This window comes from Serratia sp. JUb9, assembly GCF_014298095.1.
Classification (GTDB): domain Bacteria; phylum Pseudomonadota; class Gammaproteobacteria; order Enterobacterales; family Enterobacteriaceae; genus Serratia_B; species Serratia_B rhizosphaerae.
This window is the reverse complement of the sequence record NZ_CP060416.1, coordinates 2,331,071-2,354,910: the sequence shown is the minus strand read 5'-3', so window position 1 is coordinate 2,354,910 and position 23,840 is coordinate 2,331,071. Positions and strand designations below refer to the sequence as shown.

Annotated in this window: 21 protein-coding genes; 9 read left to right on the top strand and 12 right to left on the bottom strand. The window is 56.5% G+C overall.

Translation table 11 applies throughout. The annotated features are described in order from the left end of the window. Window positions 1–28 precede the first annotated feature (28 nt). From HF675_RS11185 to yciA, 3 genes are all read left to right on the top strand, one after another. Window positions 29–781: a YciC family protein gene (locus HF675_RS11185; RefSeq protein ID WP_187044611.1), complete on the top strand. Its 753-nt coding sequence runs from the start codon at window positions 29–31 to the stop codon at window positions 779–781. Between the two features lie 343 nt (window positions 782–1,124). Next, on the top strand, window positions 1,125–1,664 hold the full coding sequence (locus tag HF675_RS11180; RefSeq protein WP_111736991.1) for a septation protein A: 540 nt from the start codon (window positions 1,125–1,127) through the stop codon (window positions 1,662–1,664). A 76-nt stretch (window positions 1,665–1,740) separates the two neighbouring features. Continuing rightward, entirely contained in the window at window positions 1,741–2,169 is a 429-nt protein-coding gene (gene yciA, locus HF675_RS11175; RefSeq protein ID WP_105231331.1) for an acyl-CoA thioester hydrolase YciA, read from the top strand. 69 nt (window positions 2,170–2,238) lie between these two features. On the opposite strand, the gene tonB is transcribed toward yciA, so the two are convergent. Together tonB and HF675_RS11165 are read right to left on the bottom strand one after the other, a co-directional pair. Beyond that, window positions 2,239–2,991: a TonB system transport protein TonB gene (tonB, locus tag HF675_RS11170; RefSeq protein WP_105231332.1), complete on the bottom strand. Its 753-nt coding sequence runs from the start codon at window positions 2,989–2,991 to the stop codon at window positions 2,239–2,241. A 366-nt stretch (window positions 2,992–3,357) separates the two neighbouring features. Further along, window positions 3,358–5,034, bottom strand: a complete 1,677-nt coding sequence (locus HF675_RS11165) for a 2-isopropylmalate synthase (protein ID WP_187044610.1) — start codon at window positions 5,032–5,034, stop codon at window positions 3,358–3,360. A 276-nt stretch (window positions 5,035–5,310) separates the two neighbouring features. Here HF675_RS11165 and HF675_RS11160 point away from each other — a divergent pair, with 276 nt between their 5' ends. Beyond that, window positions 5,311–6,117, top strand: a complete 807-nt coding sequence (locus HF675_RS11160) for a helix-turn-helix domain-containing protein (protein ID WP_111736989.1) — start codon at window positions 5,311–5,313, stop codon at window positions 6,115–6,117. 39 nt (window positions 6,118–6,156) lie between these two features. Here the strand turns inward: HF675_RS11160 and HF675_RS11155 are convergent, their stop codons facing one another. Next, window positions 6,157–6,813 carry an epoxyqueuosine reductase QueH gene (locus HF675_RS11155; RefSeq protein ID WP_105231335.1) on the bottom strand — a complete coding sequence of 219 codons (657 nt, stop codon included), beginning with the start codon at window positions 6,811–6,813 and terminating at the stop codon, window positions 6,157–6,159. A gap of 166 nt (window positions 6,814–6,979) precedes the next feature. Here HF675_RS11155 and HF675_RS11150 point away from each other — a divergent pair, with 166 nt between their 5' ends. Beyond that, window positions 6,980–7,276, top strand: coding sequence for a YciI family protein (locus HF675_RS11150; protein ID WP_105231336.1), 297 nt, complete (start codon window positions 6,980–6,982; stop codon window positions 7,274–7,276). A gap of 124 nt (window positions 7,277–7,400) precedes the next feature. On the opposite strand, the gene HF675_RS11145 is transcribed toward HF675_RS11150, so the two are convergent. After that, window positions 7,401–7,955: a TetR/AcrR family transcriptional regulator gene (locus HF675_RS11145; RefSeq protein ID WP_105231337.1), complete on the bottom strand. Its 555-nt coding sequence runs from the start codon at window positions 7,953–7,955 to the stop codon at window positions 7,401–7,403. A gap of 117 nt (window positions 7,956–8,072) precedes the next feature. On the opposite strand from HF675_RS11145, the gene HF675_RS11140 reads away from it, so the two are divergent. Then, window positions 8,073–9,545 (top strand): MFS transporter, encoded by a 1,473-nt coding sequence (locus tag HF675_RS11140; RefSeq protein WP_187044609.1) that lies wholly within the window; start codon window positions 8,073–8,075, stop codon window positions 9,543–9,545. Window positions 9,546–9,601: 56 nt separating this feature from the next. Here the strand turns inward: HF675_RS11140 and HF675_RS11135 are convergent, their stop codons facing one another. Continuing rightward, window positions 9,602–9,778, bottom strand: coding sequence for a YciY family protein (locus tag HF675_RS11135; RefSeq protein ID WP_145961123.1), 177 nt, complete (start codon window positions 9,776–9,778; stop codon window positions 9,602–9,604). Between the two features lie 262 nt (window positions 9,779–10,040). On the opposite strand from HF675_RS11135, the gene cls reads away from it, so the two are divergent. Both cls and HF675_RS11125 read left to right on the top strand, forming a co-directional pair. After that, window positions 10,041–11,501, top strand: a complete 1,461-nt coding sequence (gene cls, locus HF675_RS11130; RefSeq protein WP_105231339.1) for a cardiolipin synthase — start codon at window positions 10,041–10,043, stop codon at window positions 11,499–11,501. A 54-nt stretch (window positions 11,502–11,555) separates the two neighbouring features. Then, window positions 11,556–11,879: an HI1450 family dsDNA-mimic protein gene (locus HF675_RS11125; protein WP_105231340.1), complete on the top strand. Its 324-nt coding sequence runs from the start codon at window positions 11,556–11,558 to the stop codon at window positions 11,877–11,879. A gap of 61 nt (window positions 11,880–11,940) precedes the next feature. Here the strand turns inward: HF675_RS11125 and oppF are convergent, their stop codons facing one another. The 7 genes from oppF to HF675_RS11090 all read right to left on the bottom strand — a co-directional run bounded on the left by oppF (window position 11,941) and on the right by HF675_RS11090 (window position 20,638). Then, on the bottom strand, window positions 11,941–12,942 hold the full coding sequence (oppF, locus tag HF675_RS11120) for a murein tripeptide/oligopeptide ABC transporter ATP binding protein OppF (protein WP_187044608.1): 1,002 nt from the start codon (window positions 12,940–12,942) through the stop codon (window positions 11,941–11,943). Continuing rightward, window positions 12,939–13,955 (bottom strand): ABC transporter ATP-binding protein, encoded by a 1,017-nt coding sequence (locus HF675_RS11115; RefSeq protein WP_187044607.1) that lies wholly within the window; start codon window positions 13,953–13,955, stop codon window positions 12,939–12,941. Before HF675_RS11115 ends, oppF begins: the two co-directional genes overlap by 4 nt. A gap of 11 nt (window positions 13,956–13,966) precedes the next feature. Then, window positions 13,967–14,875 carry an oligopeptide ABC transporter permease OppC gene (oppC, locus tag HF675_RS11110; RefSeq protein WP_105231343.1) on the bottom strand — a complete coding sequence of 303 codons (909 nt, stop codon included), beginning with the start codon at window positions 14,873–14,875 and terminating at the stop codon, window positions 13,967–13,969. A 14-nt stretch (window positions 14,876–14,889) separates the two neighbouring features. Beyond that, on the bottom strand, window positions 14,890–15,810 hold the full coding sequence (gene oppB / locus HF675_RS11105) for an oligopeptide ABC transporter permease OppB (RefSeq protein WP_061323594.1): 921 nt from the start codon (window positions 15,808–15,810) through the stop codon (window positions 14,890–14,892). Between the two features lie 80 nt (window positions 15,811–15,890). Beyond that, window positions 15,891–17,522: an oligopeptide ABC transporter substrate-binding protein OppA gene (oppA, locus tag HF675_RS11100; RefSeq protein WP_105231344.1), complete on the bottom strand. Its 1,632-nt coding sequence runs from the start codon at window positions 17,520–17,522 to the stop codon at window positions 15,891–15,893. Between the two features lie 150 nt (window positions 17,523–17,672). Next, the gene (locus HF675_RS11095; protein WP_187044606.1) at window positions 17,673–19,307 is read right to left on the bottom strand and encodes an ABC transporter substrate-binding protein; all 1,635 of its coding nucleotides are present in this window, start codon (window positions 19,305–19,307) and stop codon (window positions 17,673–17,675) included. Between the two features lie 686 nt (window positions 19,308–19,993). After that, on the bottom strand, window positions 19,994–20,638 hold the full coding sequence (locus HF675_RS11090; RefSeq protein ID WP_015672549.1) for a YchE family NAAT transporter: 645 nt from the start codon (window positions 20,636–20,638) through the stop codon (window positions 19,994–19,996). Window positions 20,639–21,135: 497 nt separating this feature from the next. Between HF675_RS11090 and adhE the strand changes: the two genes are divergently transcribed. Beyond that, the gene (gene adhE / locus HF675_RS11085; RefSeq protein ID WP_187044605.1) at window positions 21,136–23,802 is read left to right on the top strand and encodes a bifunctional acetaldehyde-CoA/alcohol dehydrogenase; all 2,667 of its coding nucleotides are present in this window, start codon (window positions 21,136–21,138) and stop codon (window positions 23,800–23,802) included. The last annotated feature ends 38 nt before the right edge of the window (window positions 23,803–23,840 follow it).

Genomic DNA, 23,840 nt, shown 5'->3' with positions numbered 1-23,840 from the left:
TCTCTGTTCCCGACGCCAAGGAGTCTGCATGTCCATCACGGCTAACACTGTGTACCGTGACAGTTTTAACTTTTTCCGCAACCAGCTGGCTACGATTCTGCTGCTGGCGCTGCTGACCGCGTTTATTTCGATACTGCTCGATCAGGCATTCCAACCCGACGCCGAACAGCTCAAGATACTGGACGCCGCGTTTAATGAGCTATCTACATCCACCGGAATGGGGCTGCAGGAGTTTGTGGCGCAGATGACCCCGGAACAGCAAATGGTGATGCTGAAAAAATCAGCCGCGGCCACCTTTGCCGCGCTGGTGGGGAATTTACTGTTGGTCGGCGGTATGCTGACGCTGATCCGTCTGGTTTCTCAGGGGCAGCCGGTCAGCGCGCTGCGTGCGATCGGCGCTTCCGCGCCGGAGTTGCCGCGCCTGCTGCTGCTGCTGTTTATCTGCACCTTGCTGATTCAGCTCGGCCTGACGCTGTTTGTCGTGCCCGGGGTGATTATCGCCGTCGCATTTTCGCTGGCGCCGGTGATTTGCTCTGCAGATAAGCAAGGCGTGTTCGCGTCGCTGCGGCAGAGCACCAAGCTGGCCTTTGCCAACGCCCGGCTGATTGTACCGGCCATGATGCTGTGGCTGGCGGCCAAGCTGCTGGTGCTGCTGCTGGTCAGCCACCTGTCGGCGCTGGCGCCAAGCGTTGCCGGCGTGGTGCTGACCGCGCTGAGCAATCTGGTGACCGCGCTGCTGCTGGTATATCTGTTCCGTCTGTATATGCTGCTGCGCAACTGATTACGGCCGTGGAACGCTTTAAGGGCACGCTTCGGCGTGCCCTTTTATTTTCACCGTCGCGCACGGCGCCCCATAAAGTGACAATGTCACTATAATCCTCCCCTCCACAACCCTGCCTCCTCCGACGTTCTGATGCCAACCACTTTCCATGGTAAATTATCAACGGACGCTATTGCTCCAGGTAGACAGCCGCGGGCGGGATGCCCTTTGGTAATTTTATGCAAATTCTTGCCCGGAAAGCGGAAATCTGCGGACAAAACGCCGATAATCAGCGCCCTCCGGCGGTACACAGATCCGGCCGAATCCGGTATAGTCGGCCGACGAACAGATGATGGATTGATTTATGAAGCAGTTTCTTGATTTTCTCCCGTTAATTGTCTTTTTTGCGTTTTATAAGCTTTACGATATTTACGTCGCTTCCGGCGCGCTTATCGTGGCGACCGCACTGGCGTTGGTGTTCACCTGGGTGAAATACCGCAAGGTAGAAAAAATGACGCTGATCACTTTCCTGATGGTGGCGGTATTTGGCACGCTGACGCTGGTGTTCCACAGCGATCTGTTTATCAAATGGAAAGTCACGGTGATTTATACGCTGTTCGCCATCGCGCTGCTGGTCAGCCAACTGGTGCTGAAAAAACCGCTGATCCAGCGGATGCTGGGCAAAGAGCTGACGCTGCCGGACCGTATCTGGAGCAACCTCAATCTGGCCTGGGCGCTGTTCTTCCTCGCATGCGGGCTGGCCAATATCTATGTGGCCTTCTGGCTGCCGCAGAGCGTGTGGGTCAACTTTAAAGTATTCGGCCTGACCGCGCTGACGTTGGTGTTTACCCTGCTGAGCGGCGTCTATATTTATAAGCATATGCCGGAAGAACAGAAAAAATAGTTACAAAATTGTTAATGCCCGCGGCGGCAACTGCGGGCAATATAATGTGATCCACTTCTCAAAAAAATAAACGACTATGACACAACAACGACCTTTACCCAGCGGGGAGCTGGTGCTCCGCACGCTGGCCATGCCGGCGGATACTAACGCCAACGGCGATATTTTTGGCGGCTGGCTGATGTCGCAAATGGATATCGGCGGTGCGATTCAGGCCAAAGAGATCGCCGAAGGCCGCGTTGTTACGGTGCGCGTCGACGGCATGACGTTCCTTAAACCGGTCGCCGTCGGCGATGTGGTGTGCTGCTATGCCCACTGTATCCGCACCGGCCGCAGCTCGATTACCATCAATGTTGAAGTGTGGGTGAAGAAGGTGTCCACCTCGCCGATTGGCCAACGCTATCGCGCGACCGAAGCGCTGTTTACCTATGTGGCGGTGGACGACGAAGGCAACCCGCGCGCGCTGCCGGACGGCAAGATGAACTTCCGCGTCGGCTTTGAAGAGTAAGCCGCAACAAACGCAAAAATAACAAGGGTCGCTAACTAGCGACCCTTTTTCTTTAGCTGTTTGCCGGCATTAATTCAGCGAGGCGGTGCCGTCCAGTTTGAACTGAATATTGACGATGCGGTCTTTCGCTGCTTTCGGTTCATAACGCCATTTACGCATCGCCTGTTTCACCTCACGCTCGAACATATTGCGCGGCTGGGCCGACAAAATGCGTACGTTGCTGATGCGGCCATCGCTGTCGACGTCGAACTGTACCCGCACTCTGCCCTCAATCTGCAGCGCCTGTGCACGCGGCGGGTATGATGGCGCCACGCGGCTCAGCGGCTTCGGCCCGGTATCGGTTGAACGCCCCTGCACCGGCGCTGCCGGCGCCTGCTTCACCGGCGCTTTATCGACCGGTTTGGCCGGCGCATCATTTTCAAACGGCGAAGGCTGACGCGGCTCGGCTTTCTTCGGCTCGCGTTTTACCGTTTTTTCCACCTTCGGCTTCGGTTTTGGCTTAGGCTTTGGTTTCGGCTTCACCGGTTCCGGCTTGGGAATCGCTTTCGGCACCGGCGGCGGCTCCGGGATCGGTTCAGGTTCCGGCTCTGGTTCTACCTGCGGCTCAGGCTCCGGCTCGGCAGGCGCCGGCGGCGGCGGTTCCGCCAGCGCGGCGGTATTGACCATCATGACGCTGATCGGCGCATCCTCTGGCTTGGGCGGCATCATCACCTCCTTGACGGAGGCATAGAGTAAAGCGGCCACCAGGGCGCTGTGTAAGCCAACGGAGAGGACAATCGGCACTGACAAACGGCGAATTGGGAACATCTTTTTTAGCAGCATAATGGTTCAGTTTCCTCTGGTTCGCCAAGTTTAAATGCAAATAGCAATCATATTCAATAACGAACGGCAAACTATCGCTGTAATCGGCATGATTCGTCACTTCCGCCGCCAAAAACGCAAAATGGTTAACTGACCGTTAGCCTTTATACGCCGCTGCTACACGTTTTTTTAACCTGTGTTTCTCCCGCCGGGCACAAAAAAACCGTATCAAGCCTGCGTATAAATGACGCAGGATGTAAAACCAATAAATTAACAGCTGCAGGAAATGTGACGTTGTGGAGGGAACTGCAGATACCGTTGGTGTACGTCATTCGTGATGCGCGCCAAGTCGCAACGCATCACGAATCCGCGAACAGATAGGCCAGGTCAGCCGACCGTTTCATCTGGCGGCGAGAACCTGGCCGCCGCGCTCAACACCGCCAGTACCGAAGCAGTGACGATGTTCGCGTGTTGACCCACGCCAAAACGTGAGCCGGGCACGCCGGGCATGGCAGCCTCCACAATGGCCAGCGCCGCCGCACCGGAACCCGCGCCCAGGCTGCGCTCCTCATAGCTATCGATGCGTAACGATTGGCCTAACGCCGCTACCGTCGCAGCAATCGGGCCGTTGCCTGTCCCCTCGACCGTCTTGATATTGCCCTCCGCATCCGCCATTTCCAACGCGATACCTTGCCCGTCCGCGTGCTCGAACAGGCGATGCCCGCGATAAATGAAACGGGTCTGTTCCCATGTCGGGGCAAGATAAGTGCGTTCGAACACCGCCCATATTTGCTCGCTGGTCAGTTCCGTTTCGCTGCCGTCGGCCAGAGCCTGAACGATGGCGCTGAACTCCACCTGCATGCGGCGCGGCATGGTGATGCCGTGATCGCGTTGCAGCAAAAATGCGATACCGCCCTTTCCCGACTGGCTATTGACGCGCACGATGCTGTCGTAGGTTCGGCCCAGGTCTTTGGGGTCAATGGGCAAATAAGGCACACGCCAAATCGCATCACCCTTTTGCGCGTTCAGACCCTTGGCGATGGCATCCTGGTGCGAGCCGGAGAACGCCGTGAATACCAGGTCGCCCACATACGGATGTCGCGGGTGAATGGGCAGCGCGGTACACTCCTCGGCCACGCGGGCAATCGCCGCAATGTCGGAAAAATCTAACCCAGGCGCGATGCCTTGCGTATACAGGTTCAGCGCCAGCGTCACCACATCGAGGTTGCCACTGCGTTCGCCATTGCCAAACAGGCAGCCTTCGACCCGTTGCGCACCGGCCAGCATGGCTTGTTCGGCGCAGGCCACGCCTGTCCCCCGGTCATTATGCGGATGCACGGACAGCACAATGTGCTCGCGCCGTTCCAACCGCCGATCCATCCATTCAATCTGGTCGGCGAAGACGTTGGGCGTAGAGACTTCTACCGTGGTTGGCAGGTTGATGATCATCGCCCGCTGTGGCCCGGCATCCCAGGCACGAATAGCGGCGTTGCAGACGGCCAGTGAAACATCCAGCTCGGCCATGCAGAAAGTTTCAGGCGAGTATTGCAAGACCCATTCGGTTTCCGGATGGGCATCCGTCAGTTGCCTGAACAGCGTAATGTGGCGTTCTACCATTTCGATAATCTGCGGTACGCCCATGCCGAACACCATCTCGCGCCATGCGGGTGCGATGGCGTTGTAGAAATGCACGATCACGCGCCGCGCGCCTGCCACACTGCGCACCGTCTCGGCGATCAGATCATCCCGCAGTTGCGTCATGACCATCGGGGTGACGTCATCAGGGATCTGCCCTGCGTCAATAAGGTGGCGAACAATGTCAAAATCAGTGCGCGATGCGGCGGGAAAACCGACTTCAATTTCTTTGAAACCGATGCGCACCAATTTGTGGAACAAGCGCAGCTTGCGTTCGCGATTCATCGGCTCAAACAACGCCTGATTGCCGTCGCGCAAATCGGTGGACAGCCAGATCGGGGCCTGCGTCAGGGTACGTGATGGCCATTGACGCTCGGCAAGAACGACCGGTGAGATGGGACGGTATTTTTGGGAAGGATCGGTCAGCATAAAAACACTCCAGGGGAATCATTGACACCCGATTCCCCTGGCTCGGAACAAGCTGACGATGGTCGGGGTCAGGGGGAATCAGGATGGGTCATGGCGCGAACGGGCGCGCGCAGACCCCGACCGGGAGCCAGTGTTAGTAGCCGTTGCAAAAGCCCAAGTGCGTGCATGAGTAAATAGTCCCGGTTGATTGCCTGCCTTCGATATTAGGCTTGCGCACCTCGGCCATCTACATAAAAATAGACATATTCTTTATTTATTTGGACAAACTGCAGCGGTATGGGCTTTTCCTCTCCTGAAAACGGCGGTCACGCGCTCGACCTGAGCACCAAAGATACCTGCGGCCTGCCGGTATTTGGCGTAGCCGTGCGCTACCCTGCGGGCCATATCGTACCCTTGCATAAACATGCGTATGGTCATCTGATATATGCCAATCACGGTCTGTTACGTGTGGAAGCTGAAAGCGGACAATGGCTGGTGCCGCCTACGGCGGCGGTCTGGCTGCGCTCTGGCGTGGCGCACCGTCTGGTTGCCCCCGTGGCGCTGCAAGCATGCGGCCTGTTCGTGCGCGAAGATGTCTGCCCCCGCCTGCCGGAGCGCGATTGCGTCGTCCATGTCTCCGGCCTGCTGCGCGAGTTGATCATGGCGCTGGCCCAGGCCGACCACCAGATCATACCGTCTAAACGTATACATTTGCTCGGTGAGCTTTTGGTTGAAGAACTACATACCCAGCCGGCGCTGCCGCTTCATCTGCCGTGGCCAACGGGCGATGCCAGCAACCCGGTGCAGCATGTATGCCAGGCGCTACTGGACAACCCAGGCGATAGCGCCACCGCCGTCGAGTGGGCAAACAGGCTGGCAATGGGCGACAAAACGTTCCACCGGCGCTTTCTTCAATCGACCGGTATGACCTTCGGCAAATGGCGTCAGCAACTGCGGTTGATGTCGTCGTTAACGCTATTGATGCAGGGAATACCGATCACGCAGGTGGCGCTGGCGAGTGGTTACGATAGCCACAGCGCCTACAGCACGGCATTCAGTAAGCAATTCGGCCGGCCGCCTTCGGTATTTGCTGCGAATCTATAATTCGCCATTCCCCGCCTCGTTCAGCCTGACAGAGCAGGATTATTCCTCGTCATCACCATAATACAGTACGCCCAACTTGATTAACGGGCGTCCCTGCGCTTTGCGGTGCAGGTTGGTATCGCGCAGCGAATAGACGCAGCCGCAATATTCCTGCTGATAAAAACGTTCGCGTTTGCTGATGTCGATCATGCGCGACGCGCCGCCCTTCTTGCGCCAGTTATAATCCCAATACGTCAGTTCAGGATATTTCTGCGCCGCGCGAATGCCGCAGTCGGTGATTTGCTGCATATTTTTCCAGCGCGAAATACCCAGTGAACTGGAGATCACGTCATAGCCATGCTCATAGGCGTACAGCGCCGTACGTTCGAAGCGCATATCGAAACACATGGTGCAACGGATACCGCGTTCCGGCTCGTGCTCCATCCCTTTGGCGCGCGCGAACCAATTATCGGTATCGTAGTCAGCATCAATGATCGGCACCCCATGTTTCTCCGCAAAACGAATATTTTCCTCTTTGCGCAGCAGGTACTCTTTTTGCGGATGAATATTGGGGTTATAGAAGAAGATGGCATAATCGATACCGGACGCCTGAATCGCCTCCATCACCTCGCCTGAACAGGGTGCGCAACACGAGTGCAGCAGCAGTTTGCTTTTCCCCGCCGGCAGATTGAGTTTTTCCCGCACAAATTCCGTCATACTTTCACCTTAATTCTTCTCTCGTCCCGATGCGGGCCGCACTATACGAATAAAAACTAGCGCCTTCAAGGCATTAACGCCAGTCTCCGCAAAAATCATTTCTTTGCCGATGCTTTTAGGCTACTTTGGTTTACCCCTGATATAACGATGATTTTAAAGGTGAAACATGCTGTATCTGATCTATGCGCAAGACCTGCCCGGCACGCTGGAAAACCGTCTGGCGGTGCGCCCGGCGCACCTCGCCCGCCTGCAGGCGCTGCGCGATGAGGGCCGTCTGGTGGTGGCCGGGCCGAACCCCGCCATCGACAGTAACGATCCCGGCAGCGCCGGCTTTACCGGTTCGACGGTGATCGCCGAGTTTGAGTCGCTGAGCGATGCGCAGCAGTGGGCGCAGCAGGATCCCTACGTTGCCGCCGGCGTGTACGGCGACGTGGTGGTCAAACCCTTCAAACAGGTATTTTAGGCAAAAAAAAGCCAGCGCGGAGTCGCTGGCCAAGTGGGTTCTTCGAGGGAATATGTTGTGGTGTAAACATACTCCGCCGCGCCGGGCATCGCCATCTATCGGTGCGATAGGCGATGCCGCCGCGTTATGACGCCGACTGCGTATCCAGAATATAGCGCTGCATATCGGCAAACATGGATTCCCACTCCTGTTCCGAGATATCCATCAAACCAAAGTAACGCAGCATAAAGGCGCCTTCAGTGGCCAGGAACGCCAGCCGGGCGCGTTTATCCTCTTCGCAGGCCAGATCGAGGCCATCAATCCGCTCGCGGTACCACTCCCGGCTGCTCTGCAGATGTTCCGGCGTTTGTATCAGGGTCGCCATCAGGCCTGCCGCCTTGGCGCTGGAGGTGTGATCGGAGTTGCAGGTCGCCAGCATATGCGCCCGCACCCTGGTCAACGGTGCAGGGTCGTCGCCGGCAATCTGGTCGAAAACGTTATCATACGCCTTGCCCCAGCGGTCAAACATGGCGTCAATCAGCGCATCCTTACTGCCGAAACAGTACTGTACGCCGCCCTTCGAAATCCCCATTGCCTTCGCCACGGAATCAATCGTCAGGCCGGATGCCCCTTGCGTTGCAATGATTTCTTCCGCCGCATCCAACACTCGATCGCGATCGATACTTCGCTGTCGCCCCATTGCATTCCCCTTTTCAATACGAACGTATGGATTTATAGTATGCGCGTTAACCCCACAAAAACTTGGGGATAGGTTACGGCAGCGTTTCGCCGCCCCGTTTCTATTTAGGATGTCATTATGCACGCAAATAACCGCTGGTTGATCCTGGCAATGATCTCCAGCGCGCTTTTTTTAATTATCATTGATATGACCGTGCTGTACACCGCGCTGCCGCGGCTGACGACGGCGTTGGAAGCCAGCGCATCGGAAAAATTATGGATCGTTAACGCCTATCCGCTGGTGGTCGCCGGTCTGCTCCCGGGCGCCGGCATGCTCAGCGACCGAATCGGCCACAAAAAAATGTTTATCGCCGGTCTGCCGATGTTTGCCGTCGCCTCGCTGTGCGCCGCCTTTGCCCCCAGCGCCGCAATGCTGATTGCCGCCCGCGCCTTTTTGGCCGTCGGTGCCGCCATGATGATGCCGGCGACGCTTTCTATCGTACGCCACGTATTTACCGAGCCAAGCGAACGGGCGCTGGCGATCGGCATCTGGTCGGCGGTCGCCTCCGGCGGCGCGGCGGTCGGGCCGGTAGTCGGCGGCATCTTGCTGGAATACTTCTGGTGGGGATCGGTATTTCTGATCAACGTTCCGGTGGTATTGGTCGTGCTGCCGCTGGCCTGGCGGCTGATTCCCCAGTGCGGCGGCAACAGCCAGCGTCCCTTTGACGTGGTGGGTTCGCTGCAGATTATGGTGGGGCTGGTCAGCAGCATTTATGCGTTAAAAGAACTGAGCAAGACCCAGCCGTCACTGCCGATTCTGGCGCTTTCCGCTACGTTGGGGCTGCTGTTTTTAATCCTGTTCGCGCGTCGGCAGCGTCGGGCGGCATCGCCGATGATTGATTTCTCGCTGTTCAGCAACCGGCTGTTCGCCAGCGGCGTCGCCGTGGCGGTGATCTCGATGATCGCTCTGGTGGGCATTGAGCTGGTATTGAGCCAGCGCCTGCAACTGGTCAGTGGCCTGACGCCGCTGCAGGCCGGGCTGTTTATCCTGCCGATTCCGCTGGCTTCCGCCCTTTCCGGCCCGCTGGCGGGGCTGCTGCTGCCGCGCTGGGGAGAGCGGCCTCTGATACTGGGCGGTCTGCTGCTGACCACGCTGGCCATCGCCGGACTGATTGGGTGTTATCACGGTGCGCCGCTATGGCAACTGGCGCTGCTATTTGCCGCCGGCTTTGGTCTGGGCGCCGCCATCACCGCCGCATCCACCGCCATTATGCTCAATGCGCCGGAGGAAAAGTCCGGTATGGCGGCGTCAATTGAGGACGTGGCCTATGAGCTGGGCAGCGTTTTGGGCATCACGCTGCTGGGTGGCCTGATGACCGTGGTTTACAGTTACAGCCTGCTCCTGCCTGCCGATCTGCCGGTGACGCAGTTGGCCTATGACAGCCTGGATGAGGCATTACGCCAGGCCGGTGAACTGAGTGCGGATCAGGGAGCAACGCTGATTAAACTGGCGCGCGCCTCCTTTGACCAGGCCTTTATCGCCGTGCTGGCCGCCGCCGCCGCCCTGATGGCCATCGGCGCCGCTGTGCTTTCCCGCGCGATGAAAAAGTAACGCCCCAACGAAAAACAGTCCCGTCAGGGACTGTTTTTATCGCTCTCGCCGTCGCTTCACCATTCACAAGACACAGTAAACAGCAAGGCTCGCCGGTGCTGATTATCCAGGAGCCGCCGCACCTGCATAATATGCCGATACCCTCTCGACTGGCGTTCCAGCCAACGGTGCCTGCGCCGCTGATTCTGTCGCATCATCCGCCAACGGGCCACTTCATTTCTACTGCGTCTCATAATTTTACCACTTATACGTCATTGCCAAACGCGGGGCATTATATACCTTTCGCCCCCCCGGCTGCACCCCGTCTGGCCGGCAGTGATGCAATGAAACAGTAATAAACGGCGCGTTATGCCAAATAAAAAGTTATTTCCACGCTGTACATCCCGTTTCTCTTCGACACATTTATGTCACTTAAGATCCGGGAAAAGGTTTCCCCTTTGATGATCTGTGCGTACACTCATCGTTGGTGGTTTGCGAACGGGATTTTTCGCCTTTATGACAACATTTTATACCGTAATCAGTTGGCTGCTGGTGTTCGGCTACTGGCTACTTATCGCCGGTGTTACCCTGCGTATTTTGATGAAACGTCGCGCCGTGCCTTCGGCTATGGCCTGGCTGTTGATTATCTACATTCTGCCGCTGGTCGGCATCGTCGCCTATTTATCCTTTGGCGAGCTGCATTTGGGGAAACGTCGCGCCGAGCGCGCCAAGGCCATGTGGCCTTCCACCGCGCGCTGGCTGAATGAGCTGAAGGAAAGCCGTCGTATTTTCGCCACGCAATACAGTGAAGTGGCGCGGCCGCTGTTTCAGCTCTGCCACCGGCGTCAGGGCATCGACGGCGTCAAAGGCAACCAGCTGCAGCTGCTGACCACCACCGACGCCACGCTGAAGGCGATGATTCGCGATATTGAGCTGGCGCGCCACAATATCGAGATGGTGTTCTATATCTGGCAGCCCGGCGGGCTGGCCGATCAGGTTGCCGAGTCGCTGATGGCCGCCGCGCGCCGCGGCGTCCACTGCCGGGTGATGCTCGACTCCGCCGGCAGCCTGCAGTTCTTCCGCAGCCCTTATCCGAATATGATGCGCAACGCCGGCATCGAAGTGGTCGAAGCGCTGAAGGTGAATCTGTTCCGCGTATTCCTGCGTCGCATGGACCTGCGCCAGCACCGTAAGGTGGTGCTGATCGACAATTACATCGCCTATACCGGCAGCATGAATATGGTAGACCCGCGCTATTTCAAGCAGGACGCCGGCGTCGGTCAGTGGATCGATCTGATGGCGCGTATGGAAGGCCCGGTTGCCACAACAATGGGGATTGTGTACGCCTGCGACTGGGAGATTGAAACCGGCAAGCGGATATTACCGCCACCGCCGGATATGAATATTATGCCGTTCGAGCAGGAAAGCGGCCATACCATTCAGGTGATAGCCTCCGGCCCCGGCTTCCCGGAGGAGATGATCCACCAGGCGCTGCTGACGGCGGTCTATTCTGCGCGCGAGCAGCTGATTATGACCACCCCCTACTTCGTGCCGAGCGACGACCTGCTGCATGCCATCTGCACCGCCGCGTTGCGCGGCGTTGAGGTCAGCATTATCGTACCGCGCGATAACGACTCGATGATGGTGCGCTGGGCCAGCCGGGCCTTCTTCTCCGAGCTGCTGGAGGCCGGGGTGAAAATTTACCAGTTCGAAGGCGGCCTGCTGCATACCAAGAGCGTGCTGGTCGACGGCCAGCTGAGCCTGGTGGGCACCGTGAATCTGGATATGCGCAGCCTGTGGCTGAATTTTGAAATCACGCTGGTGATCGATGATGACGGTTTCGGCAGCGATCTGGCCTGCGTTCAGGACGATTATATCGCCCGCTCCAGACTGTTGGAGTCCAAAGAGTGGCTGAAACGGCCGTTCTGGCACCGAATCCTTGAGCGCGTATTTTACTTTTTCAGCCCGCTGCTGTAATTAGCGCCGGGCATGGTTTACTATTTGCCACATCATTTATGACTGGAATTTTTTATGGATTTGAATAACCGCCTTACCGAAGATGAAACGCTGGAACAGGCATACGATATCTTCCTCGAACTGGCCGGCGACAATCTGGATCCGGCGGATATTCTGCTGTTCAACCTGCAGTTTGAGGAGCGCGGCGGCGCCGAGCTGTACGATCCGTCGGAAGACTGGCATGAGCATGTCGATTACGACTTAAACCCGGACTTCTTTGCCGAAGTGGTGATTGGCCTGGCGGAAAGCGACGGCGAACCGATCAACGACGTGTTTGCCCGCGTGCTGATCTGCCGCGAGAAAGACCACAAGCTGTGCCATATTTTGTGGAAAGAGTAACCACAAGGTACTGATAAAAAAACCTGCCAAACGGCAGGTTTTTTTGTTTTTCCGCCGTTGGTTACAGCGGGTCCACCTTCAGGCAGGAGACCGCATGGCGGAAACTGCCCTCCAGCAGCGGACGCGTTTTGGCGCACTCCGGCCCGGCAATCGGGCAGCGCGTACGGAATACGCAGCCGGAAGGCGGGTTAATCGGCGAAGGCAGCTCCCCTTCCAACAGCTGGATTTGCTTGTCCTGCTCTTTATCCGGATCGGGCACCGGCACCGCCGACATCAGCGCCTTGGTATAAGGATGCTGCGGGTTGTGATACACCTCGTCATAGGTGCCCAACTCCACCGCATGGCCGAGATACATCACCAGCACGCGGTCGGAGATATGCTTCACCACCGCCAGGTCGTGGGCGATAAAGATCAGCGACAGCCCCATCTCACGCTGCAGTTGCTGCAGCAGATTGACCACCTGCGCCTGAATGGAGACGTCCAGCGCCGATACCGGCTCATCGCAAATCACCAGCTTCGGCTCCAGAATCAGCGCGCGGGCGATACCGATACGCTGACACTGGCCGCCGGAGAACTCGTGCGGATAACGGTTGACCAGGTTCGGCAGCAGGCCGACCTTCATCATCATCGCCTGGACCTTGTCGCGCACTTCCTGGCGCGGCATCTTCGGATAGTAGGTGCGCAGCGGTTCGGCGATGATGTCGCCGATGGTCATGCGCGGGTTCAGCGACGCCAGCGGGTCCTGGAAGATCATCTGGATATCGCTGCGCGCCTTGCGCCAGTCGGTGTCGCTCATGCCGAGCAGATCTTTGCCCAGCCAGGCCACCCTGCCGCTGGTGGCCTTGACCAGGCCGATAATCGCCCGGGCAAAGGTCGACTTGCCGCAGCCCGATTCCCCCACCACGCCCAGCGTCTCCCCTTCAAACAGGCGCAGCGTCACGCCGTCTACCGCTTTCAGCGTTTTCGATGGCTGCCAGAACCACTTTTTGTCATCATTAATATCAAAGTGCACCTTTAAATCGGCTACTTCGAGCAGAACGTTCTTTTCGGTTGCTGTCGTCATACCAAGGCCTCCACCGGCTTGAAACAGGCGCGCAGGCGCCCTTCACCAAACGGCTCCAACGCGGGAGCGCTCGCACACTGATCCATGGCATACGGGCAGCGCGGCTGGAACGGGCAGCCTTTCGGCAGCCGCAGCAGGTTCGGCGGATTGCCGGGGATGGTCAGCAGCGATTCCCCTTCGGCGTCAAGACGCGGCACCGCATTGAGCAGGCCAATCGAATACGGATGACTCGGCCGGTAGAACACGTCGCGGGCGCTGCCGTACTCCATGGTGCGCCCGGCGTACATCACCAGCACCTTGTTGCAGATGCCGGCAACCACGCCCAGATCGTGGGTAATCATCACGATGGCGGTATTGAATTCGCGCTTCAGCTCGTTCAGCAAGGTCATAATCTGCGCCTGTACCGTCACATCCAGCGCGGTGGTCGGTTCATCGGCAATCAGCAGTTTCGGCCGGCACAGCAGCGCCATGGCGATCATCACCCGCTGACGCATCCCGCCGGAAAACTCATGCGGATACATACGCATGCGCTTGCGCGCCTCCGGCATTTTAACCGCATCCAGCATCCGCACCGACTCTTCAAACGCCTGGCTTTTGCTCATGTTCTTATGCAGCATCAGCACTTCCATCAGTTGTTCGCCCACGCGCATATAAGGATTGAGCGACGTCATCGGATCCTGGAAGATCATCGAAATCTCTTCGGCGCGCAGTTTGTTGAGCTGCTTCTCCGGCAGGTTGAGAATTTCCCGGCCGTTAAAGCGTGCCGAGCCGCCGATACGGCCATTGGCCGCCAGCAGTCCCATCAGGGCGAACGCGGTTTGCGACTTGCCGGAACCGGATTCGCCGACAATGCCCAGCGTTTCACCGGCGCGCAGGTCGAAGTTGAGATCGTTAACCGCCGTCACGTCGCCGTCCGGCGTCGAAAACGTCACGCGCAGATCGCGCACGTCCAGCAGCGGCGCGCCGTCGGCCGCCTGTGCGCCCGCAGCCTGCGGATATTCAAGGGTAGTCATGATGGCGCTCCTTAACGATCTTTCGGGTCGAGGGCGTCACGCAGGCCATCGCCGATAAAGTTGAAACAAAACAGGGTGACCACCAGGAAACCGGCCGGGAACAGCAGCAGCCACGGTGAAACCTCCATCGAGTTGGCGCCGTCGCTGAGCAAGGCGCCCCAGCTGCTTAACGGCTCCTGCGTCCCTAACCCCAGGAAGCTGAGGAAAGACTCAAACAGGATCATGCTGGGCACCAGCAGCGAGGCATACACCACCACCACCCCCAGTACGTTCGGCACAATATGGCGCAGTACGATGTTGCGGGTGGAGACGCCGCACACCAGCGCCGCTTCGATAAACTCTTTACGCTTCAGGCTCAGCGTCTGGCCGCGTACGATACGCGCCATATCCAGCCACGACACCATGCCGATCGCCACGAAGATCAGAAAAATATTCTGACCAAAAAAGGTCACCAGCAGGATCACGAAGAACATAAACGGGAAGGAGTTGAGGATCTCCAGCAGGCGCATCATCACCGAGTCGACTTTGCCGCCCAGATAGCCGGACAGCGAGCCGTACAGCGTACCGACCACGACGGCCACCAGCGCCGCCGCCACGCCGACCATCAGGGAAATACGCCCGCCGATGGCCACGCGCACCAGCAGGTCGCGACCGGAGGAGTCGGTGCCGAAATAGTGGGCGGACTCCAGATCCGGCGGCGCCGACATCATCCCCCAGTCGGTGTCGTCATACGCAAACTGCGACAGCCACGGCGCGATAATCACAAACAGGGTAATCAGCGCCAGCACGATCAGGCTGCCCAGCGCCGCGCGGTTATGCATAAAGCGCCGACGGGCGTCCTGCCACAGGCTGCGCCCCTCGACCTCCAGCTTTTCGCTGAAGTTTTCCAGAGCTTCGCTGTTCTTTTTGGTCAACATCATTGGCGTGCTCCAGATTAATAGCGAATTTTCGGATCGATAACGGCATACAGCACGTCAACAATCGCATTGAACAGAATCGTCAGGCCGCCGACCAGGATCGTCAGGCTCAGTACCAGCGAGTAGTCGCGGTTCAGCGCGCCGTTGACGAACAACTGCCCGATGCCCGGCAGGCCGTAGATGGTTTCAATCACCATCGAGCCGGTAATGATGCCAACAAACGCCGGGCCCATATATGACAGCACCGGCAACAGCGCCGGTTTAAGCGCATGGCGGAAAATAATGCGCCGCATCGGCAGGCCTTTGGCGCGAGCGGTACGGATAAAGTTGGAGTGCAGCACTTCAATCATCGAGCCGCGGGTAATACGCGCGATGCTGGCGATATAGGCCAGCGACAGCGCCACCATCGGCAGGACCATAAATTTGAAGGCGCCGCCGTTCCAGCCGCCGCCCGGCAGCCACTTCAGCGTGATGGCGAAGATCAGCACCAGCAGCGGCGCCACCACGAAACTGGGTATCACCACCCCGGTCATGGCGAACCCCATCACCGTATAGTCCCATTTGGTATTTTGCTTCAGCGCCGCGATCACCCCGGCGCTGACGCCCAGGATCACCGCCAGCAGAAACGCCGCCGCCCCCAGTTTGGCCGATACCGGGAATGAACCGGCCACCAGATCATTCACCGAATAGTCTTTGTATTTAAACGACGGGCCGAAATCCCCTTTTGACAGCTGCAGCAGATAATTGCCGTACTGTTTCCAGATGGGATCGTTGAGATGATATTTGGCCTCGATATTCGCCAGCACTTCCGGCGGTAACGCGCGCTCGCCGGTAAACGGGCTGCCGGGCGCCAGGCGCATCATAAAGAATGAAATGGTAATAAGGATAAATAGTGTCGGGATCGCCTCTAACAGGCGTCGAAGTATAAATTTCAGCATTGCCCTAACCCTGTGCTACAGCCTGATAACGGCTTATTATTTTGACCGGGCCAGTGACAACGTCACCGGCCCTTACCGTATCAATGTTTAATGATGTACAGATTTTTATCGTACACGTTATCAAGCGGGTCTTTACCGGTATAACCGCCCACGTAAGGTTTCACCAGACGGGCGTTCACATAGTAGTAGACCGGCACGATGGCTGAGTCTTTATCCAGCTGCACTTCCGCCTTCTGGTAGAGAGCGGCGCGCTCATCTTTGCTTTTCGCCGTCAGCACATTGGCCATCAGCTTATCGAAGGCTTCACTCTTATAGTGCGGCGTGTTACTGCTGCTGTCGGACAGCATCATATTCAGGAAGGTGCTCGGTTCGTTATAGTCAGCGCACCAGCCGGCGCGCGCCACGTCATAGTTGCCCTGATGACGGGTATCGAGGAAGGTTTTCCACTCCTGGTTAACCAGCTTGACGTTGACGCCCAGATTTTTCTTCCAGATGGAAGCGGCGGCGATGGCCAGTTTTTTATGCAGGTCCGAGGTGTTATACAGCAGGCTGAAGGTCAGCGGCTTATCCGGGCCGTAGCCGGCTTCCGCCAACAGTTTTTTCGCTTCTTCGTTGCGTTTGTCCTGCGTCCAGCCGAACCACGCCGGCGGCGTCAGTTTCGCCCCGTCGGTATACGGCGGCGTAAAGCTGTAGGCCGGCAGATCGCCCTGGTTCTTCACTTTATGCACGATAATGTCGCGGTCGAGGCCCAGTTTCAGCGCCTCACGCACGCGCGCATCGGTAAACGGCGCTTTCTGGTTGTTGATTTCGTAGTAGTAAGTGCACAAATAAGGATCGACGTGCACCTCTTTCGGCCGCTCTTTTTTCAGTTTCTGGAACAGTTCGATCGGCATATTGTTGTAGGTCATGTCGATCTCGCCGGTGCGGTAACGGTTAACGTCGGTCACCTCGGAAGAAATCGGCAGGAACGTCACTTTATTGATGATGGTTTTGGCGTCGTTCCAATACTCCGGGTTGCGCTCCAGCACGATGCGTTCGTTAACCACCCAGTTCTTCAGCTTATACGCGCCGTTGCTGACATAGTTTTGCGGTAGCGTCCACTTCTCGCCAAACTTCTCCACCGCCTCTTTATACACCGGCTTCATGGCGTAGTGCGGCGTCATTTCCACCAGATAAGGCACCGGTTCGGTCAGCGTCACCTGGAAGGTATGGTCGTCCAGCGCCTTCACGCCCAGGGTCGATTTATCTTTTTTACCGGCGATAATGTCATCGACGTTTTCAACGTGCGCGTACTGCAGGTAGCTGGCATATGGCGAGGCGGTGTTCGGGTCCACCAGACGCTGCCAACTATAGACGAAGTCCTGCGCCGTTACCGGTTTGCCATTCGACCATTTGGCGTCTTTGCGCAGGTGAAAGGTCCATACCTTATAATCCTTGTTGTCCCAGCTTTCCGCCACGCCCGGCTCAATGCCGCCGTCCGGCGTATTGTTGGCCAGGCCTTCCATCAAATCGCGGGTGACGTTATTTTCCGGCACCCCTTCAATTTTATGCGGATCCAGCGACTGCACTTCAGAGCCGTTATTTTTAACGATCTCCTGTTTGTCAGCCAGTTGAACCCCCGCCGGCACCTCGGCGGCGAACGCGCCGGCGCTGATGCCTAGCGCGGCCATAATCCCCGCGGCCAGCAGGCTTTTCTTTGTGATGTTGGTCATATTATCCACTCCAGTTTTTTATTATCACCGGCTCGATGTCGAGACGGCGTGGCCCGTTATGCGAGCCGTGTATCCAGCCGTCGCGGAACGACTGCGGCGGCTGGCTTCTCCCCCGTATTACCCGCCGTTGCCGGCATGGTGTAATACCCATTACTGCTTGATCATGTACAGATTTTTCACATCGATATAATCGAGCGGATCTTTACCGGTGAACCCACCCACCGTCGGCTTGATCAGGCGCGCACTGACGCGGTAATAAACCGGCACCAGCGCCGAATCTTTATCCAGCTGCGTCTCCGCCTGCTGATACACCGCGGTGCGCGCGGCGGCGTCCGGCGCCTGCAGGCTGGCGGCCATCAGCGCGTCAAAGTGTGCATTTTTATAGAACAGGGTATTGTTGCTGCTGTTGGAGAGCGCCAGATTCAGGAAGGCGCTCGGTTCGTTGTAATCGCCGCACCAGGTGGCACGTGCAACGTCAAACTCCCCCTGATGGCGACTTTCCAGTGACGTTTTCCACTCCTGGTTTCTCAGGGTAACGTCTGCGCCGAGGTTCTTTTTCCACATCGACGCAGCGGCTATCGCCTGCTGTTTGTTTTGATCGGAAGTGTTGTACAGCAGCGAGAATTTCAGCGGGTTACCCGCACCGTAGCCGGCTTCGCTCAGCAGTTGCCTGGCGCGTTGATTGCGCTGGGCCTGTGTCCATGTCGCCCACTCAGGCACGGTGAAGTTGCCACCCTCGGTAAAGGTTGGCGTAAACCCGTAAGCCGGGATCTGTCCCTGCCCCATAATTTTGTTGGCGATGATGTCGCGGTCCAGCGTCAGCTTCACCGCTTCACGCACCCGCGGATCGGTAAACGGCGCCTTCTTATTATTGATTTCGTAATAGAACGTACACAGGTAAGGATTGACGTGCAGTTGCTCAGGGATTTCACGTTTCATCTTGCCAAACAGCGTTGGCGGAATGGCGCTGTTACTGATATCGATCTCACCGCTGCGGTAGCGATTAACGTCGCTGACTTCTGAGGCGATCGGCAGGAAGGTGGCTTGCTCAATCACCGACGCCGCATTGTTCCAATAGGTGTTGCTGCGTTCCAGCACGATGCGCTCGTTAACCACCCACTGCTTCAGCCGGTAGGCGCCATTGCCGACGTAATGCTGCGGCAGCGTCCATTTATCGCCAAACTTCTCTACCACCGACTGCTTGACCGGTTTCATCGAGGTATGCGTCAGCATACTGAGCAAATAAGGCACCGGCTCGCTCAGCGTCACCTGCAGGGTGTGTGCGTCAAGGGCTTTCACGCCCAGGTCCTGCGGCGGCTTTTTACCGCTCAGAATCGCGTCGGCATTGGCAATCTTGGCGTACTGCAGGTAGCTGGCATAAGGCGACGCGACGTTAGGATCCGCCAGACGACGCCAGCTATAGACGAAATCTTCCGCAGTCACCGGGGAGCCGTCGCTCCAGCGTGCCGTATTACGCAGATGGAAAGTCCAGACTTTAAACTGCTCATTCTCCCAACGCTCCGCAACCGCCGGTACCACATGGCCATTGGCGTCGGAACTCACCAGCCCTTCCAGTAAATTGAGAATTATGTTGCTTTCCGGGTTGCCCTCTACTTTATGCGGATCGAGTGACGCCACTTCCGAACCATTATTCACCACAATAGTTTGCTGCGGTGCCAGTTGAATACCGGCGGGCACCTGAGCCGCCTGGCTGACATTCAGCGCAGAAAAAAACAATCCGGTAATAAAAACGGCTAAAGGCGTACGCGTTACGACTTGCTGCATAGTCGGGGACTCCTCGCTATCAATAAGCATGACTTATGGAATTTTGTGAAATGCTTATAATTATTTTAAATAAACGGATACCAGCAAAAATCATTCCTGTTTATCAGCGACGCGTGCAAACAGCGCGGAAAAGTTGCTCGGAAATTAGCAGATGCCAAAATCCACCGCCAATAAATTTTATAAAAATGTTAAGCAATTCTCTTTTGTTAGCGGCATCCTCAGCGCTTCCCATCAGGTCCCCATAGAGAAAAGTCACATTATCACAATGATTTTACTGATAAAACCAACAAAGATAGCCATCCGGCACACCGCCAACACGTCGCGCGCCACCTAAAACAAACATTAAATTAACAAATAGAACATTCAAAGAATAAACATCTGGCAATGCGAGCCTAGTCACTAATATCACCTGGATGAGGCCGAGACAAGCCCCACAGAATGATGTGATTAAATTAACAACAAAAGTTCACCAGATAATCAAAAACAGCGGGGAAGGCGCAAATAAAGGTTAAAAAAATAACGTGATGGGTACTTTATCGCCAAATAAAGTGAGAGCTATGCCACAAAATAGTGCATTGGTATAAAAAACGGACGCATCGTGCACCCTATTAATGCATTAATTAAATAAGTTTAAAGTTTAAAAATAATTTGAGCCGAAAATGACGCTTCCGGCTCAAATTACACCCTCAGAGTAAACCGGGGAAAATAGCCTTCACGCCGGTAACAATAAATTCAATGCCCAACGCCATCAGCAACAGGCCCATAATGCGCGTGATTACGTTGATGCCGGTCTGCCCCAATAGACGGACTAATAAAGGCGCGGCGCGAAAAAGCAGCCAACAGCAGAAGGCAAACAGCGCGATTGCCAGCGTAAACCCCAGCAGGTTCTGCCAACTGTGGTAGCGGGAACTCCAGACGATGGTCGAACTGATGGCGCCCGGCCCGGCCATCAGCGGCAGCGCCAACGGCACCACGCCAATGCTTTCGCGAATCGCGCTTTCCGACTTCTCCTGCTTGTTCTGTTTATCTTCCCCCAGCTTGCCGCTGATCATTGACATGGCGATGGTCACCACCAGAATCCCGCCGGCAATACGAAACGAATCGATAGAGATGCCGAACAGGCGCAAAATCCCCTCGCCGATAAACAACGACGTCCACAGGATAATCGCTACGGAAAGGTTGGCGGTGAGATTGGTTTTATTACGTCCGGCTTCCGCCTGGTAGCTGGTCATACTGATAAAAACCGGCAAAATCCCCACTGGATTCACCAGCGCAAACAGGCCGACAAAGAATTTGATATAGCCGGAAAAATCCAACAATGATTGCCCCACAAGAACTCCGCATTAATCGCTGTATTAGGGCGCACTGCCCCATGCGCGCTAATGTAATGGAAATAGTGCGGCTAATCCATCCGCCGAAGACAGCATTTTTCTTTCAGACAAGGTTTGTAATAACCACCTTGCTAACATGTTATCGCAATGTGTTTTTTAGTGGTTTTTATGTTTCAAGAAGGCAACAATGCGCTTCAAATAAGAATTTTCTCGATAACGCCAAGCTGAAAGGTGTCAGCTTGCACTTTTTGTGATTTAAATCATAAAAACACTACCCAAGAGTAGTTAAGCTTTTAGTCGTAGTCAGACAGCGTGCAACTTCCGCCGTTGCCTGAGCGACATCAAGTTCCTGAGCAAAGCTCTTTAAGCAAATCAGCATCATAGGTAGCTGACCAGTAAAGAAAACCGACGTTTTCCATGGTGTTCCGATACCTGACTATACTTGCTGCTTACACGGCTTATTTACTGAAAGAGTTTAACATTATCAGGAGAGCATTATGGCTGTAACAAATATCGCTGAATTGAACGAGCTTGTTGCACGTGTCAAAAAAGCCCAGCGCGAATACGCCAACTTCACCCAGGAACAGGTTGACGCTATCTTCCGTGCTGCTGCCCTCGCCGCTGCCGATGCGCGTATTCCGCTGGCCAAAATGGCCGTTGAAGAATCCGGTATGGGTATCGTTGAAGACAAGGTGATTAAAAACCACTTTGCCTCCGAGTATATCTACAACGCGTATAAAGATGAAAAAACCTGCGGCGTGCTGTCCGAAGACGATACTTTCGGCACCATCACCATTGCCGAGCCTATCGGTCTTATCTGCGGCATCGTGCCCACCACCAACCCGACCTCTACGGCCATTTTCAAAGCGCTGATCAGCCTGAAAACCCGTAACGGCATTATTTTCTCGCCGCACCCAAGAGCCAAGAACGCCACCAACAAAGCTGCAGATATCGTGCTGCAGGCGGCAATCGCCGCCGGTGCGCCTAAAGACATCATCGGCTGGATCGATCAGCCTTCCGTCGAGCTGTCCAACCAACTGATGCACCACCCGGATATCAACCTGATTCTCGCCACCGGCGGCCCGGGGATGGTCAAAGCGGCCTACAGCTCCGGTAAACCGGCCATCGGCGTCGGCGCCGGCAATACGCCGGTGGTGGTCGATGAGAGCGCCGATATCAAGCGCGTCGTCGCCTCTATTCTGATGTCGAAGACCTTTGACAGCGGCGTGATCTGCGCCTCTGAGCAGTCCGTGATCGTTGTCAATGAGGTGTATGACGCGGTGCGCGAACGCTTCGCCTCGCACGGCGGCTACCTGCTGCAGGGTAAAGAGCTGAAGGCGGTACAGGATATTATTTTGAAAAACGGCGGCCTGAACGCGGCCATCGTCGGCCAATCGGCGCCGAAAATTGCCGAAATGGCGGGGATCAGCGTACCGGCCAGCACCAAGGTACTGATCGGTGAAGTCAAACTGGTGGACGAATCCGAGCCTTTCGCCCATGAAAAACTCTCACCGACGCTGGCGATGTACCGCGCCAAAGATTTTGCCGACGCCGTCGACAAGGCGGAAAAACTGGTGGCGATGGGCGGCATCGGCCATACCTCCTGCCTGTACACCGACCAGGACAACCAGGCGGAACGTATCGCCTTCTTCGGCGATAAGATGAAAACCGCCCGTATCCTGATCAACACTCCGGCCTCGCAAGGGGGCATCGGCGACCTGTACAACTTTAAACTGGCGCCTTCGCTGACGCTGGGCTGTGGCTCATGGGGGGGCAACTCCATCTCGGAAAACGTCGGTCCAAAACACTTGATCAACAAAAAAACCGTAGCGAAGCGAGCAGAAAACATGTTGTGGCATAAACTTCCGAAATCTATCTACTTCCGCCGTGGCTCTCTGCCTATCGCGCTGGAAGAAGTGGCGGCCGATGGCGCAAAACGCGCGTTTATTGTCACCGACGGCTACCTGTTCAATAACGGCTATGCCGACCAAATCACCAGCGTGCTGAAGTCCCACGGCATTGAGACAGAAGTATTCTTTGAAGTGGAAGCCGACCCGACGCTGAGTATCGTGCGTAAAGGCGCAGCACAGATGAACGCTTTCAAGCCGGACGTGATTATCGCGCTGGGCGGCGGTTCGCCGATGGATGCGGCCAAAATCATGTGGGTGCTGTACGAACATCCGGAAACCCACTTCGAAGATCTGGCGCTGCGCTTTATGGACATCCGTAAACGTATCTACAAGTTCCCGAAAATGGGCGTGAAGGCGAAGATGATCGCCGTTACCACCACCTCCGGCACCGGTTCTGAAGTTACGCCATTCGCCGTGGTGACCGATGATGAAACCGGCCAGAAATACCCGCTGGCGGACTATGCCCTGACCCCGGATATGGCGATTGTCGATGCCAACCTGGTGATGAACATGCCGAAATCGCTGTGTGCCTTCGGCGGCCTGGATGCGGTAACCCACGCGCTGGAAGCCTATGTGTCGGTACTGGCGAACGAATATTCCGACGGCCAGGCGCTGCAGGCGCTGAAACTGCTGAAAGAGTATCTGCCGGTCAGCTATAAAGAAGGTGCGAAGAACCCGGTGGCGCGTGAGCGCGTGCATAACGCGGCGACCATCGCCGGCATCGCCTTCGCCAACGCCTTCCTCGGGGTCTGTCACTCCATGGCCCATAAACTGGGCTCTGAGTTCCATATTCCGCACGGTCTGGCTAACGCCATGCTGATCAGCAACGTCATTCGCTATAACGCCAACGACAACCCGACCAAGCAGACGGCCTTCAGTCAGTATGACCGTCCGCAGGCTCGTCGCCGTTATGCAGAAATCGCCGACCACCTGGGCCTGAGCGCTGCGGGCGACCGTACCGCACAGAAAATTGAGAAGCTGCTGGCATGGCTGGACGAGCTGAAGACCGAGTTGGGTATCCCCGCCTCTATCCGCGAAGCGGGCGTACAAGAGGCCGATTTCCTGGCGAAAGTCGATAAGCTGTCCGAAGACGCATTTGACGACCAGTGCACCGGCGCCAACCCGCGCTATCCGCTGATTGCCGAGCTGAAACAAATCATGCTGGATACCTTCTACGGCCGTGAGTTCAGCGAAGCTGAAGAAGCCGTAAAAGCGCCGGCCGCCGCCAAGGCGGAGAAAAAAGCCAAGAAGTAATCTTCCGCAGCTAAACACAAAAACCCGCCGTCAGGCGG